The sequence below is a fragment of the Collinsella aerofaciens genome (genome assembly GCF_002736145.1).
In the GTDB taxonomy this organism is placed as follows: Bacteria; Actinomycetota; Coriobacteriia; order Coriobacteriales; family Coriobacteriaceae; genus Collinsella; species Collinsella aerofaciens_A.
This window is the reverse complement of the sequence record NZ_CP024160.1, coordinates 16064-29708: the sequence shown is the minus strand read 5'-3', so window position 1 is coordinate 29708 and position 13645 is coordinate 16064. Positions and strand designations below refer to the sequence as shown.

Sequence of the window (13645 nt, the reverse complement as noted above, 5' to 3'; positions counted from 1 at the left end):
TCTATCCCCATTTTTTACCAGCGCCAGTGAGGAATGTAACGAAGCGTGCCAAAAAATGAACGGGACGGCGCCCAAAAGAAGAGGTCCCGAGCGGGACCTCTATATGGTGGAGCTTATCTTGAAAGGTAGCGGACTACTTCGCACAGCGGCGCACGATCCTCGCTATGCTTTACGCGTTGTTTACTGCTCGCTATTCGCAATCGCTTGGTCGATAAGTTTGTCGAGTGCCGCGCGCTGCTCGGCGGAGCTGATGGCTCCCACGATTGGATCCCCTACGATGTTGCCATTCTGATCTATGACATACGTTGTCGGGAACGAGAACAGATTTGACGTAAACTTACCGGCCTCGCTATCCGACTTGAACCAGATGTTCTTATATGTCACGCCCTTCTTGCTCAGCACGTCCTTGGCATCTGCAATCTCGCCCTTGTTGCCATCGAGCGTAAAGGAGTTGACGCCCACGACCTGGCCGCCCTTCTCGGCAAGCTCCTTATTCAGTTTCTCAAGATCGCCCAGCTCGCCCACGCACGGCTTGCACGTGGTGAACCAGAAGTTCATGACGGTGACCTTGTTCTTAGAGAACAGCTCGTCACTGTTCACGTCGTTGCCATCCAGGTCCTTGCCCGTAAAGCTGGGGAACTTCGTCGCCTCGCTCGAAGCATTGGCACCAGCCGTCATGCCAGCGGTCGAAGCGTCGACGCTCTCGCCTGCACTCGGCGTGCTTCCACAGCCGGGGAACTCCTTCTCCAGGCTCTCGAGCTTGTCCTCGATCTCCTTGATCTGCTGTGCACCGGCCTTGAGTGTCTTAAGCTCATCCGCCGTGAACTCATCCTTGGCGCCGTCGATGGTCTTGAGCAGAAAATCGCCGTAATTGCTGCCATCCTCAATCATTGCCGAGTCTTTATTTGCCGCATTGAATACCTTTTCCCACAGCGCGTTATCACTCGAAAAGATCTCGTTCTCCTTCTGCATGAGCTTCGCATACAGCTCGGCGGCCTCGTCGGCATTGGCCGGCTTCTGCGCAGTGAGTTCTGCGATCTTAGGATCGGAACTCGCAGATTCGCTCGCATTGCCACCGGGCGCCGAACATGCCACAAGGCACAAGGCCAATACCGGCACCATAAACAGGGCCGCAATCTTAGAAAGCTTCATAGTCATTCCTCCGTTTTGTCGAAGCTTGTTTACTTTTTATCGGCGGTCAAGGGAAGCTTTTCCGCCGACACATCCAGGCCATAGCGATAGCTGATGGCATCGACAGGACAGGCCCCGATGCACTTTCCGCACCGGATACACTCGGCATGATTGGGCGCGCGGACCACATCAACGTCCATCTGACAAACCTTTGAGCACTTGCCGCACGAGACGCATTTGCACGCGTCAACCTGAATCCCCAACAAGGACACCCTATTCATGAGCGCATAGAATGCGCCGAGTGGACAAATCCATTTGCAGAAAGGGCGGTAGAACAAAATGCTCAGCACTACCACGGCAACGAGAACGGCAAGTTTCCAAGTAAAGAGATGTCCCAACGCAGATCGAATGCCGGCATTGGCAATGGCCAGCGGAATGGCGCCCTCGAGCACACCCTGTGGACAGATGTACTTGCAAAAGAACGGGTCGCCCATCCCCAGATCGTTGACCAACAGCACAGGCAGCAATACCACGGCAAATAGCAGCACAACGTATTTGACATACGTAAGCGCCTTGAGCCTTTTTGTCGAAAGCTTTTTGCTGGGAATCTTGTGAAGCAGCTCCTGCAGCCAGCCAAACGGGCACAGAAAGCCGCATACAAAGCGACCCAGCAGCACGCCGAGCAAAATGAGCGTACCGGTGACGTAGTAGGAAAAGTTAAACTTGGATGAACCTACCACCGACTGGAACGACCCGATGGGGCACGCACCCGATGCCGCGGGGCACGAATAGCAATTAAGTCCAGGTACGCAGACTGTTTTTCCCGCGCCCTGATAGATGCCGCCTTTGGCAAAGTTTGGCAAGTGAATGTTGGTGATGAGCGTCGCCGCCGCCTGAATGAATCCGCGAAATCGGGCCAAAACATGCGACGCAGTGTTTTCTCTTTTATCCAATTCCGATACACTCCAAGCACAGCCTAATCGCTTTGGCCAGCACGGCATCCGCCTCGCCACGCATAACGCCAAAGCACACCATGGCAATTCCGACGATCAACAAAGCGACCTGTATCACGGGTTTTACCGCTTTGAACAACCTGACCACTCCTTTCGTTACGCGACCATTGGACCATATCGACTATAAAATCCGTGTTAAGCGCGATTTGGAATGTGCAAGGAGACTGCTATGCGTATTTTGATCGTCGAGGACGAGCGAGCACTGTGCGATGCAATCGCGCGCAGTTTGCGAAACTTGGCGTACAGCGTCGACTGCTGTCACGACGGACAGGAGGCGCTCGACCTACTGGACGTTGAGGCCTTCGACCTCGTGGTACTCGACCTCAACCTTCCCCGTATCGACGGCATGACCGTACTCAAGGAACTTAGGAAAACCGACTGCGAGACCAAGGTACTGATTCTGTCCGCACGTGGCGAAGTATCCGATAAAGTCGCCGGACTCGATGCCGGCGCCAACGATTACCTTACCAAGCCGTTTCATCTGGACGAACTTGCGGCAAGGATCCGCAGCCTTACCCTCAGGCGCTTCGCACAAAGCGACATAGTATTAACCTGCGGAAAGCTCAACTTTGACACCAAGGCGCGCATCGCTTCCGTGGACAGTGAGGCTCTATCTCTTACACGCAAGGAAACGGGAATCTTGGAATACCTGATGCTTAATCAGGGGCGACCGGTAAGCCAAGAGGAGCTTATAGAGCACGTTTGGGATAGCACCGTGAACAGCTTTAGCAACGCAACTCGCGTTCATATCTCGTCGCTGCGCAAAAAACTGCGCGGCGCATTGGGACACGACCCGATTCGCAATCGGATTGGAGAGGGCTACATTATGGAGGATGGCGAATGAAAGGGCTTTCGCTGCAATGGCGCATAACGATCATGACGGCACTGCTGACGTGTGCGGCATGCGTGCTAACGAACTGCCTGGTCGGCTATACGGGCATGCGCTACATGGATGCCATCGGCAGTGACATCTCGGCCTTTAACGCAACCGGCGAAGATTCGCCCCAGGCGTTCGACCCAACGAAAGCGACCCTCGATGAAAAGGTCACGATCGTCGTAAACGACGCACAAGAGTCTTTTGGCATGACAGCCTGGTACATCACGGCTGGAGTCACACTCCTTGGCGGCGCGCTGGCATACTTTGTGAGCGGCCGTGCACTTAAACCGCTACGGGCTTTTGCAGCCCAGGTTGAGCGCGTGCAGCCTGACAACCTAAGCGAAATTAAGCTCAGCAAAGATGTACCCACCGAGCTACAGCGATGCAGCGCCTCATTCAACGACATGATCGCCCGTCTTGGCGAAGGGTTCTCTGCACAGCGTCAGTTTACCGGCAACGCCGCACACGAGCTGCGCACCCCGCTCGCCCTTATGCAGGCACAGATTGAACTATTCATCTCCGAGCACTCCGGCTTGCAACCCGAAACAGCCGAGCTGCTCGGCCTGCTACAAGAACAAACTGAGCGGATGTCGCGGATGACCAAGGTGTTGCTCGAGATGAGTGAGCTCCGCAGCGCTCCTTGCGAGGATGATGTTGAACTTGGTCCCTTGTCCGAAGAGGTTCTCACCGACCTTGCGCCACTTGCCGAAAATAAGGGCATAGCCCTCAATTGTGCTGGAGACGCTTTAGTAATCGGGAGCGACACGCTCCTCTATCGGCTGGTGTTTAACCTGGTCGAAAATGCCATCCGTTACAGCCGCCCCGGCTCGACTGTCAACGTCTCCATCTGCGACAACAACAGCCGCGTGTTCCTGCGAGTCGAGGACCAGGGCCCGGGAATACCCAAGCAGTACCGTGAGAGCATCTTCCAACCGTTCTTTCGCCTGGATAAATCCCGCAGCAGGGCATACGGCGGCGCAGGACTCGGACTAGCACTCGTTTGGGAGATTGCAGCGCTTCACGGTGGCACGGTAGAGGTCGAAGCAAGTTCCGAGAACGGAACCGTGATGCTCGTGACCCTCTCAAAGGGGGCCACCACGTGATCCGACTGTCCAGGGGTCCCACTCGGCATTGTGAAACGCGTCCCAAAACTTGAACATGAGAAATGGGAGGCAGTTCGCATCTATGCCGAGGACGAAGTCCTGGCGGGGATTCAGGATGCGCAGAGGAAGCTTACGGCAGAAAACCCCGACAGAGTCGTGACCGTCGGCGGCAACTGTATGGTGTCGCTTGCCCTCTTCGATTACCTGCACGGGAAATACGAGAACGTTGGAATCGTCTGGATCTATGCGCATCCGGATGTATCCACGCTGAATGATGGCTACCCCAACGCTCACGCCATGGTACTTGGCAGCCTTTTGGGACAGGGTGCACCGCAACTCGTTTCGCGGATGCGGCACCCGGTGTTTAAGCCGAACGACGTCCTGCATGTCGGGATACAGCAGCTCCACGACTATCAGGAAGTTTGCTTAAACAAGCATAGGTGTTGCGGTTTTAGCCGATGTCCTCATGGAGGAAAACGACATGCTGGGTCTGTCTGGTTAAAGTCCAACAGTTTCCATGAGGCACCTAGTGCGGTAAAAGCTAAAGACCCGGGAGACCCCAAGCTGTCAACCATCTTTACGGGTGCAAGGGGAACGGGCAAGACGGCCCCCTCTCGCTCCTATCCGAAACGGCGCTTGAACACGGCTGGATTGCAGCGAATGTCTCCGCCATGCCCGGCATGCTCGAAGATATCATCGAGCACACAAAGGAGACCGCAGGCCGTTACCTCTCGCAGCCCCATACACGCGTGAGCGGAGTTCAAGTTGGGCGGCGGGGGCGGTTTAGCGCGCCAATATAATCAAATCGTGCACTTCCATAGTCTCTCGTCTACGTGGTGTACCGTCGTCTCCCCTTTTATTAGAGTTGGGCGATTTTCGGGCACCCGAGCTGAACTCAAATTGAACTCAACGATGCCTTATCGGTCGAGGGCTTCCTAGCGAGAATATACAGAGGCGCACATTTCGTAGGGAACCTCCCATTCGTTATCATATCGGGATGCTGTCAAGGCGGCGTCAATGCGTTCGACCTACAACTTCTCGCTTTTCGAGGCTTCGTCTGCAGGACCATCGGAATCGATACGGAATCGATCGGCATACCATTCATCCGAAGCAATCACCTTATGGAGCATCTGGAGATGCAGGTCGACATAGTGGCAGAACGCCTTGCCGCATTCCACGAGAGGCGCATTGTTTCTCTCGTTGGGCTCGGCTCCAAAATTAAACTCGACCTCATAGCCCTCCCCAGGCACACCCATGCTCGGCAGAATATCAGTGGAGAAGTGGACGAATCCAGACGTCACCTTGTATACATCTTTTACCTTTGGATCGGACTTCTCGAGTAAGTCTTGAAGTCTTCCATCGGACATCTTCTCACCCGAGAAATCTTTCAGCTTGTTCACAGGCACACCTTGAAACACCTGCTTGAGAAAGTCATCCTGGTCTTCGGCGGCGAATAACGCGAATGTCCGCAGGCAGACTCCAACCTGTGCGCGGAGAAGCTGGGCGACGCAAACAAGATTCCTCGACTCGAGCATGGAGATGAGTCCGTCTATCAATCTCATCGCATATTCAGAGGAGGATGCCAGATATAGATCCCATTGGGTAAAGTCGCCGTTCATGAAGGGAATCACTGCATTGCGCTCGGCGACTCTCAAGGCACTCAGGCTTTATTCTATTTTCTCAGCTTCTTGTTTGAACTGTTCGCTATCCAAAATGCCCCCAAATGCCGGCTTCTCAACAAATCAGAAAAAGCAAGAGAGACAGGGATTAGGTTCATGCTCCACTGAACCCACGCTTCCAGTCGGGGTACTCCTCCTCGGAGATCTCCCCGGAGTCCCGTCTCTCGCGCCCCTCACGGAACTGTCCGTATCAGTGTAGCCAATCCAAGCACAGCCCCACCGCCCGGCCCAGTCGCTCCCGGTCCTGCGTGACCCCGTAAAGGCGGAGGGGCGTGACTTTCGTCATCGCGTTCCTTTCTCCTCGTACTTTTTTGGGCATGCGTCACGGGCCCCCGCGCGGCGCTGAGAGCGAATCGGCGCAGGCTTGAGACCAGTTGCGCTGGAGCCGAGGTTCGGGTTTCGCCGGCTTACGCAGCTTGGCGGACGGAGCGCCCGGACTCGCCGCCCCTAGGGCGCGGCGGGGTCCGCGACGTCGGAGGTGTCGATCTCGCCCAGATTGGCGAGCTGGCTGATGAACGGGATACTCTCGTGTTCGTCCACCTCGACGCCGCCGAGCACGATGGTGCTGTCGCGCGTATCGATTTGGGTTGTGAACACGGCCGGGTCGAAGCCCGAGGCGATATAGCCAATGCCCGCGAGGACAACACCCGCGGCAACGAGCCCGCCCGCCACAGCGAGGTAGATCTTCTTCGCGCTGGTCATGGTACTCACTCCTTTCTACGCTGCGAGATGCGCGGCAGTGCCGCCCTTCTCGCCCTTACCCTTCCAGAAAGGCGAGGCGACCTTCCTCGCCCAGAGCGCCGAGAGGCGTGCAATTTGTTTTGAGGCGGCCCAAGCACCAGCACCAACGAAGAGCGCCACGCCGGCGAGGCCGAGCCCCACGCCCGCCGAGGCGAGGGCGTACGGGAAGTGGCCGATGGTGACGCCGCTTACGGCAAACAGGAGCCCAACTACGCCCGCGCCCCCGAGTGCCGCCGCGACGATCCACACGCAGAGCGCCAGCACCCAGATGCAGATATAGACCGTGACGGCCACGGCGGCGAAGGCGGCGAGCAGCGGCACCCACACTGGGGAGCCCACGATGGTCAGCACCCACAGCAGCGCGGTGCTGCGCCGGCGCGTCCTCGCGATCGCGCGCGGCACGGCGGGCAGGTCGTCGAGCGTGGCCTCGGCAACCTCGCCGGGGGCGCCCATGGCGGCCACGGCCTCCTCCTCGCTCATGCCGTCCTCTATGCGGTCGGCGATGGCCTCCGCATAGAACGCCTTGGTCTCCTCCACCTGCTCGGCCGGCAGGCAGGCGAGTAGCTCGCCCAACCGGCCCAGAAACTCATCGCGCGTCATGGTGCGCCCCCTCAACGTATGCGTAAATCTCCCGTACGGACGGCCACTCGGCCAGGAACTCCTCGATGCGCGCACGCCCATCGTCCGTGATGCGGTAGTACCGGCGCAGCCGCCCGTTGTGCTCGGCGGAGCGTGCCGTGATGCACCCGGCCTTCTCCAGGCGCTTGAGCAGCGGGTAGAGCGTCGACTCCGTGAGCCCCATGCTCGCCGGCACGTCCTTCACGATCTGGTAGCCGTAGGACTCCTCGCCGGAAATGGCCGCGAGCACGCAGGCCTCCAGGAAGCCGCGCTTCATCTGGGCCTCCATCCGCACACCTCCTCTCGTCATATACTGTGCTATACACACTATACGATGCATGGTATTAGGCGTCAACTCTCATCGCGAAGATTCTCCGGCCCCTGCGCGCTGCAAACGTGATGTCGCGGGGCGGTTGGCATTATGCATGAAACGTCAAGTAACGCTCTTTTGATCCACTTCCGCTCGGTCCCATATGCCTTGTACAACGCCCTCTTCGACCTCGGGTTCAAGAGAGCCACTAGGCTGGACGTGCCGGACGGTAAGGTCCTGGATGCCATGGTGGACTTCTCCGATGCCATGCGGGTCATGGGTCTACGCCGATGGAGGCCCACGCACGCGGCAGGGCTCGCCCGTCACCGCTGGTCGCCGGACGGTCCCCACGCCCCGCTCGCCAACGCGCAGGCGACAGCAGCAGTCCAGCGCTGGCTGGAGACGACGGAATGCCCAGAAGATGCGTTTCCCATCGCTGCGGCAGAGCTTTTTACAGGGGTGGCAATTTTTCCGAATGTCGAGGTCAGCTAGGCTTCGGTGGCCACCTTGGGAGCATCGACAATAGACTCTTCCTTTATACGTTTGGCACAATCGTAGGCGATACCCACAAATTCCAGTCCTGAGCAACAGGAGTACAATTGCTGCTATTGTTGCCAGCTGTTGGGAGATGGAAGATGGACTGCGATGGCTACCCACGCGTTCCCATGCCGTTGATGTGCACCGCCTTTGTGCCGGGGCAGATTGACGCTGCGGTTGCAGGCATTTCCGACCCCGATTCGCGCACCATCGCCACGGCAGAAGCGCTGTACTTTCGCGGACAGGCCACCCTCGCTGCCAAGACGGCGCGCCCCTATCTTGACGCCACCAATCCCGCGCTGCGCTATTCCGCATGCTTTATCTGCGGATACGCCAGTCTGTCGCTCAACCGTATCGCCGACGCCCGCCGGTGCCTTGCGGGCATTCTCGATGCGCCCACCGACGAAGAATCGCTCGCCGTCCACGCCATGCATATCCTGTTCGCCTCGGCCGCGAGCGTCCTGCTGCACTTGCCTTCCCCGTATTCCGCCGAAGAGTTTTATCCACTTGCGGCGCATCTGCCCGAAGGCCTGCGCCTGTTCGCCAGCTACGTGATGGCGCACGCCTTATATCTGCACGGCGAATACGGCCGCAGCCTGGGCATGGCGGAAAACGCCCTGATCATGAAACAGGGAAGTTATCCCATCTCGGAACTGTTCCTGCACCTGGCAGCTTCCATGGCATGCATGAGCCTCAAGGACATCGACGCCGCAAAAACGCACTTCGGAGCTGCTTGGAACATTGCGCGCCCCGACGGCCTCATCGAGCTTATCGGCGAGCACCACGGCCTTTTACAGGGGCTCATCGAGGCGTGCCTAAAAACGCAATACCCTGACGATTTCGCGCGCATCATCGAGATCACGTACCGCTTCAGCTACGGCTGGCGGCGCATCCACAACCCCGATTCGGGCGAGGACGTGGCCGACGACCTGACGACCACGGAATTCACCATGGCCATGCTCGCCTGCCGCGGATGGACCAACGCCGAAATCGCACACCATATGGGAGTATCGCCGGGCACCGTTAAAAACCGCCTATCCGGCGTATATGCAAAGCTTGGCATCGGAACTCGCGCCGAGCTGGTTACCCACATGTTGCGCTAGCGGCCAGACTGACCGGCATATCGAAAGCGCTCCGGAGCCCCGGCGCTTCACTCGCTCAAATTGGACATTTTGGCCCTCGGACGGCACTACCGCCACGGGGCACCTTCTCGCACAATTGGATTATTTCCACCGATATTTGCGGGATGGGAGCCCAAGATGCTTGATCGCCGTTCGTTACTTGTCGCCGGAGCGTCCTCGTTAGCGAGCATTATGTTGCCTCGCGTGCCGGGAAGCGAAAATGCCTTCCTGCTGCCGTTCGCGCCCACCGAAGCCTATGCCGACGAAAAAGACCCCTTCAGGGTGCTCGTTCTCTCGCGCACCATGTTCGGCGTGGTGGTGGTCGACGTCGCCAACAAGAATACGCCTATCGCAGGCGCCAAGGTCACGCTCACGTCGCGCTACGCCGCAGGCAAGCAGCTCGCCGCCACGACCGATGACGAAGGCACGGCCATCTTTGAGGTCGCCCCTCTTTCGGAAGGCTACGTGGACGAGGCAACGCTCCTTGACGCGTACGACTTTAACGGCGGCATCTCCATTAGCATGGCGGGCTACCGTGATGTCGAGATTCCTCTTGCGCGTATCCAGGGCGGCACCGCCATAACCGCGCCCACGCGTCCGCTTTCCGACGGCGAGCCGTACTTCCGCCAGCTCACATTCGACGAATGGGACATCCAGTACGCCGACGCCACGTTTATGGCAATGCCAGCGGACGAAGCAGCAAACGACCAGCCCGACACGCACGCTTTTACCGTGCAGGCTCATCTGCCGCAGGGCGGGCAGGCAACATTGCATATCAATAAAGTGATGCCCGCTGCGGACGGCTCATCCGAAACCGTCACGCAGATTGGCCAAGTCAAGGCCAGCGCATCGGGCGCGGATAATCTGGCGACGTTCACACTCGAAGACAAGTTCCTCGATGCAGCGTCGAGCCTTCTGGAAGAAGGATGCAAGTTGCGCTTTGTCCTCGACTACCAGGGCAAGACCTATACACTCTCCTCCCCCATGGCCGTTGTCACCGCGCCGGCCGCAAAGGCGGAATCGGGCTCGACCACCATCATTCCCACCACTATGGACCAAGAGATCACTCCGTTTGATTTCCCCGCGGCGTTTCCCGGCATCGGCGGCAATAAGTTCACGTGCTGGATGCCCACATTTCCGATCCTTTTCGATTTCTCGTTTGCTGGATACGTACTGTTTGGCGGAGGATACAAACCAGCCAGCTATATGAACGATTCGGGCAACCCTGATCCGGAATACTGGAAGAAATCGCCGCGCGAGTCGGGCGCCAAGCAGGCAAACCGCTACCTCGACGAGATGGAGGGGAAGTGGAATCAGTACAAGAGTATGAGCGCCGGTTCGGGCACCGATCCAAGAAACACCAAGCTCCTTCGCCACCATTGCACGCCGCTGTTCACGATGGATATCGCCACACAGCTGTACGGCTCGCTTGCCTACGATTGGGTGGGCAAAACCTGGGGTAACAACAACGACCCCGCATACGGCAATATTAAGGCCCTCTTCCAGGTAAGAACCGACCTCAATTGGACCGAGCAGTTTACCCTAGGACCGGTGCCATTTTTCCTAAACATCAACCCTTGGGTGCTGGCGAAGCTGGCGCTCGCTGTGGGTGCCCACACGCACGGCAGCGGCGCGGCGTTTTTTAAAAACATTTCGCTCGACTATTCAAACACGTCGGGCTCGTTCACCATCCAGATCGGGCTTGCCGTCACCTTTGGCGCCGGCGTTGCAGGCGTCGCTTCGTCTGCCGTGCGCGGCGCCGCATCCCTCACGCTGTTCATTGGGTACGAGAAGGCAGATGGACACCAGCTTCCGCGGCTGCGCGTAGGTGCAGACGTCGATGTCGATGTGATACTCCAGTTCGTGATGTTCAAGTGGACCACCAAGGCTTGGTCGGGGTCGTGGCCCACACTCATCGATTCGTGGAATATGTCGGTGAACAATGGCGACCAGTATGTACTCCAACGCTCTGAGCTGGCATTGGGTGGAGATACGCCTTACACGCTGGATGCCTGCTTCGGCACGCCCGGCAACATCGAGGCGGGCGGCGTGCCGCAATTTATCGCATCGGCCACCATCGTCACCAACGCCGAGCTGCTCGCACGCGCCGAGGTTGCAGCCACCGCGAGAAACGTCGCGCCCACCGTACGCGATTGGGATCAAGCGGTCACGCGCATTGAGCTCGAGGCGGACGCGGAGAGCGACGACACGGAACAGGTTGAGCATTTCGTCCACGCACTGATAGGGAACGACGAAAACGCCGCGCCGATGTATGAGTACACCTACATCGGTCAGGCAACGAACGCCGTTGCTGACCCGAACGCCAATTCTGCCGGCGTGTCGGAGGACGAGCGTGGCGGCATAAAAACCTCGAGCGACAACGTGCTGTTTGCTGGCGTGCTCAGCGAAGCTCACATGAAGCTGGCAATGATTGCCGGCGTAGAATGCCTGTTCCGTATCGCCTCGGTGCGCTACGGCGACAATGGCCGCTCGCGCCTGGTGGTGCACACAAAGACAAACGGCACGTGGTCCGCTCCCACGCCCGTGGACTTTCCCCTTGGGTTTGGCGAGAACGACGTGGAGCGCGACGGCATATACGATTACGACTTCGACGTGGTGGAATATACGGACGGAAGAGGAAACCAGGACGCCTACGTGCTGCTGGTCTCGGGCGAGCGCCCCGACGGCGACAACACCCTTTTCGATACGGCGAGCACATCCGGCATACTGTCCGTTGTGCGCCTGCGTATAAGCAACGACGGAGTTCGCGTGATATCGCACACGTCGTGGCGCAGCATCTCGCGCGGCCGCCTTCAGGAGGATGGCTACCATTGCCTGCAGTGCCCGCGTATCACGGTGGGCAAGACGCTGGTCGACGGGCGCCTGTCGGGTGCCTACCTCCACCGCCGCGGAGCCACCGCAGAAAAGGCGCTCGGCAGCGAGGCTGAGGTTGCGCTGGAGTGCTTTACCCTGTGGTCGGACGTCTCGGGCGACAGCCTGACGTTCCGCCAAGTTCTCCGCTTTCCGCAAGCACCGTCGAGCATCGAGCTGGGCGAGCCCGAGAATATCAACGGCAAAATGGTGGTGCCCGTTGCGTACGAGACCGCAGACGGTTGCGGCTGCGCATCGTACGCCGTGATCGGCCAGTCCATTGCGGGCTGGGGCGTTATGCCACCAGACGCCACGGTGCCCCATGCGGTGCCGTGGCCACAACATTCGGGCTTTTTGGCCACTGTCAACGAGCAGCTGCAGCATATTACTTGGACGCGAGGCGCATCGGCATTTGCAACGCAGCCCGTGGGTGCCGCAGGCTGTGGCCCGGCGTCGTTTAGCGTAAGCAACAACGGCAGGTGCGTGCTCTATGTAGAGAACACCGATGGCAAGGTGGGACAAACTTACGACGAAGAAGGCAACCCGGTAGCAGTGATGGGCAAGCACTTCCGCATCTTCGCCAGCACCTTGGCAGGCGATCTGTTCACGGAGCCGTTCGTGATGTGCGAGCTGGACCATCCCGTCGATCAGATAACGACATTTTTGACGTCGGGAGGCATGCTCTCCGCGCTCGCCACGCACATTGTGAGCGCAGAGAAGAGCGAGGCAGAGCTGCACGGCATCGAAGTGCCCTTGGTGGCGTGTGCCACTCCGACGGGCGCGGTCGCTACCTCGGGCGCGGTGGTGCCCGGAGCAGCAGGCGAATCCTTCATGGTCACGGTGCGAAATGACGGCAACACTTTGCTGACCGCCGGCACGATCGATCTGTACCGAGAGGGCTCCAGCCAGCCGTTCTCCAGCGCATCCATCGGATTCGGAGCGAACGCACGCATGGCTTCGATCTACGATCCAGAGCTTGCCGAAGATACTTCGGCCAACGACATGGCACACGTAAAGTACGCGCTCGAGACGCTGGGCGCGCGTTTTGCAACGCACCCGCTGGTAGCCGACAACGGCAACGCCGTGCTGGCACCGGGTTGCACGGCACAGTTCCGCCTGAGCTTCGCCATCCCCGAGAGTTGGAGCGACGAAGTGGGCAAACGCGTAACGCTGTATGCGAAGGCACGTAATCTGGTGGCGCTCGATCCCGTGACGCTCGAGGAAATTCGACCGGGCGCAAACTCGACGCTGGGTGCCGTACTGCACGAGCTTCATGTGCCCGACGCGGCATGCGAACGCTCAGAAGTTCAGGTCGGCGTATGCGACAGCGCGGATACGACAGGGCTTCACGATGCACCGATGACGGCGGACGGCGGTGGCGGCTCGAGTGGCGGCGGTACTGACAAGGGCGGCGGCTCCGGCGGAAGCAGCTCCAGCAGTGGTAAGGACCACGGCACTAACAAGCGCTCCGGAAAAGCAGGCGCGCTTGCGGGCACGGGCGATGTCAACGCTCCCCTTACGGCAGCCGCAGCAGCACTCGCCGCAGCTGGTGCCGGCCTTGTCGCCTACAGTGCCCGCCGCACGGCGCTCGAAAACGACACCGCCGATGAGGTCAATTCTGATAAGCCTCACTAGCTCTCAGTT

At 58.9% G+C, this 13645-nt stretch carries 13 protein-coding genes; 6 read left to right on the top strand and 7 right to left on the bottom strand.

The features are described 5' to 3' along the window. Positions 1 to 180 precede the first annotated feature (180 nt). From CSV91_RS00155 to CSV91_RS10295, 3 genes are read right to left on the bottom strand one after another with little or no spacing between them, the layout of a single operon-like run. Positions 181 to 1152, bottom strand: coding sequence for a TlpA family protein disulfide reductase (locus CSV91_RS00155; RefSeq protein ID WP_099431326.1), 972 nt, complete (start codon positions 1150 to 1152; stop codon positions 181 to 183). Between the two features lie 29 nt (positions 1153 to 1181). Next, positions 1182 to 2084 carry a 4Fe-4S binding protein gene (locus CSV91_RS00150; protein ID WP_099431325.1) on the bottom strand — a complete coding sequence of 301 codons (903 nt, stop codon included), beginning with the start codon at positions 2082 to 2084 and terminating at the stop codon, positions 1182 to 1184. Continuing rightward, positions 2077 to 2148, bottom strand: a complete 72-nt coding sequence (locus tag CSV91_RS10295; protein ID WP_254179316.1) for a CD1871A family CXXC motif-containing protein — start codon at positions 2146 to 2148, stop codon at positions 2077 to 2079. Before CSV91_RS10295 ends, CSV91_RS00150 begins: the two co-directional genes overlap by 8 nt. A 147-nt stretch (positions 2149 to 2295) precedes the next feature. Between CSV91_RS10295 and CSV91_RS00140 the strand changes: the two genes are divergently transcribed. From CSV91_RS00140 to CSV91_RS10250, 3 genes are read left to right on the top strand one after another with little or no spacing between them, the layout of a single operon-like run. After that, entirely contained in the window at positions 2296 to 2988 is a 693-nt protein-coding gene (locus CSV91_RS00140; RefSeq protein ID WP_099431324.1) for a response regulator transcription factor, read from the top strand. Beyond that, complete coding sequence (locus CSV91_RS00135) at positions 2985 to 4124, top strand: HAMP domain-containing sensor histidine kinase (RefSeq protein WP_099431323.1); 1140 nt, start codon at positions 2985 to 2987, stop codon at positions 4122 to 4124. Before CSV91_RS00140 ends, CSV91_RS00135 begins: the two co-directional genes overlap by 4 nt. 30 nt (positions 4125 to 4154) lie before the next feature. Beyond that, on the top strand, positions 4155 to 4877 hold the full coding sequence (locus tag CSV91_RS10250; RefSeq protein WP_197736830.1) for an arginase family protein: 723 nt from the start codon (positions 4155 to 4157) through the stop codon (positions 4875 to 4877). 275 nt (positions 4878 to 5152) lie between these two features. Here CSV91_RS10250 and CSV91_RS00120 read toward each other — a convergent pair whose 3' ends face one another. From CSV91_RS00120 to CSV91_RS00105, 4 genes are all read right to left on the bottom strand, one after another. Next, positions 5153 to 5743, bottom strand: a complete 591-nt coding sequence (locus tag CSV91_RS00120; RefSeq protein ID WP_147579356.1) for a hypothetical protein — start codon at positions 5741 to 5743, stop codon at positions 5153 to 5155. A 507-nt stretch (positions 5744 to 6250) separates the two neighbouring features. Beyond that, the gene (locus CSV91_RS00115; RefSeq protein ID WP_099431321.1) at positions 6251 to 6505 is read right to left on the bottom strand and encodes a hypothetical protein; all 255 of its coding nucleotides are present in this window, start codon (positions 6503 to 6505) and stop codon (positions 6251 to 6253) included. 15 nt (positions 6506 to 6520) lie between these two features. Further along, positions 6521 to 7159, bottom strand: coding sequence for a DUF1700 domain-containing protein (locus tag CSV91_RS00110; protein ID WP_232049513.1), 639 nt, complete (start codon positions 7157 to 7159; stop codon positions 6521 to 6523). Beyond that, entirely contained in the window at positions 7131 to 7451 is a 321-nt protein-coding gene (locus CSV91_RS00105) for a PadR family transcriptional regulator (protein WP_172622486.1), read from the bottom strand. The genes CSV91_RS00110 and CSV91_RS00105 overlap by 29 nt, the downstream gene beginning before the upstream one ends. Before the next feature lie 132 nt (positions 7452 to 7583). Between CSV91_RS00105 and CSV91_RS00100 the strand changes: the two genes are divergently transcribed. The 3 genes from CSV91_RS00100 (at position 7584) to CSV91_RS00090 (ending at position 13636) form a co-directional block, all read left to right on the top strand. Further along, positions 7584 to 7964 carry a hypothetical protein gene (locus CSV91_RS00100; RefSeq protein WP_099431319.1) on the top strand — a complete coding sequence of 127 codons (381 nt, stop codon included), beginning with the start codon at positions 7584 to 7586 and terminating at the stop codon, positions 7962 to 7964. Between the two features lie 143 nt (positions 7965 to 8107). Then, positions 8108 to 9112, top strand: a complete 1005-nt coding sequence (locus CSV91_RS00095) for a helix-turn-helix domain-containing protein (RefSeq protein WP_099431318.1) — start codon at positions 8108 to 8110, stop codon at positions 9110 to 9112. Between the two features lie 156 nt (positions 9113 to 9268). Further along, entirely contained in the window at positions 9269 to 13636 is a 4368-nt protein-coding gene (locus CSV91_RS00090) for a hypothetical protein (RefSeq protein WP_099431317.1), read from the top strand. The last annotated feature ends 9 nt before the right edge of the window (positions 13637 to 13645 follow it).

Coding starts and splice junctions, on each gene's coding strand:
- CSV91_RS00155 (WP_099431326.1), bottom strand. CDS start 1,152: ATGAAGCTTTCTAAGATTGCGGCCCTGTTTATGGTGCCGGTATTGGCC.
- CSV91_RS00140 (WP_099431324.1), top strand. CDS start 2,296: ATGTGCAAGGAGACTGCTATGCGTATTTTGATCGTCGAGGACGAGCGA.
- CSV91_RS00135 (WP_099431323.1), top strand. CDS start 2,985: ATGAAAGGGCTTTCGCTGCAATGGCGCATAACGATCATGACGGCACTG.
- CSV91_RS00120 (WP_147579356.1), bottom strand. CDS start 5,743: ATGAACGGCGACTTTACCCAATGGGATCTATATCTGGCATCCTCCTCT.
- CSV91_RS00115 (WP_099431321.1), bottom strand. CDS start 6,505: ATGACCAGCGCGAAGAAGATCTACCTCGCTGTGGCGGGCGGGCTCGTT.
- CSV91_RS00105 (WP_172622486.1), bottom strand. CDS start 7,451: ATGGAGGCCCAGATGAAGCGCGGCTTCCTGGAGGCCTGCGTGCTCGCG.
- CSV91_RS00100 (WP_099431319.1), top strand. CDS start 7,584: ATGCATGAAACGTCAAGTAACGCTCTTTTGATCCACTTCCGCTCGGTC.
- CSV91_RS00095 (WP_099431318.1), top strand. CDS start 8,108: ATGGACTGCGATGGCTACCCACGCGTTCCCATGCCGTTGATGTGCACC.
- CSV91_RS00090 (WP_099431317.1), top strand. CDS start 9,269: ATGCTTGATCGCCGTTCGTTACTTGTCGCCGGAGCGTCCTCGTTAGCG.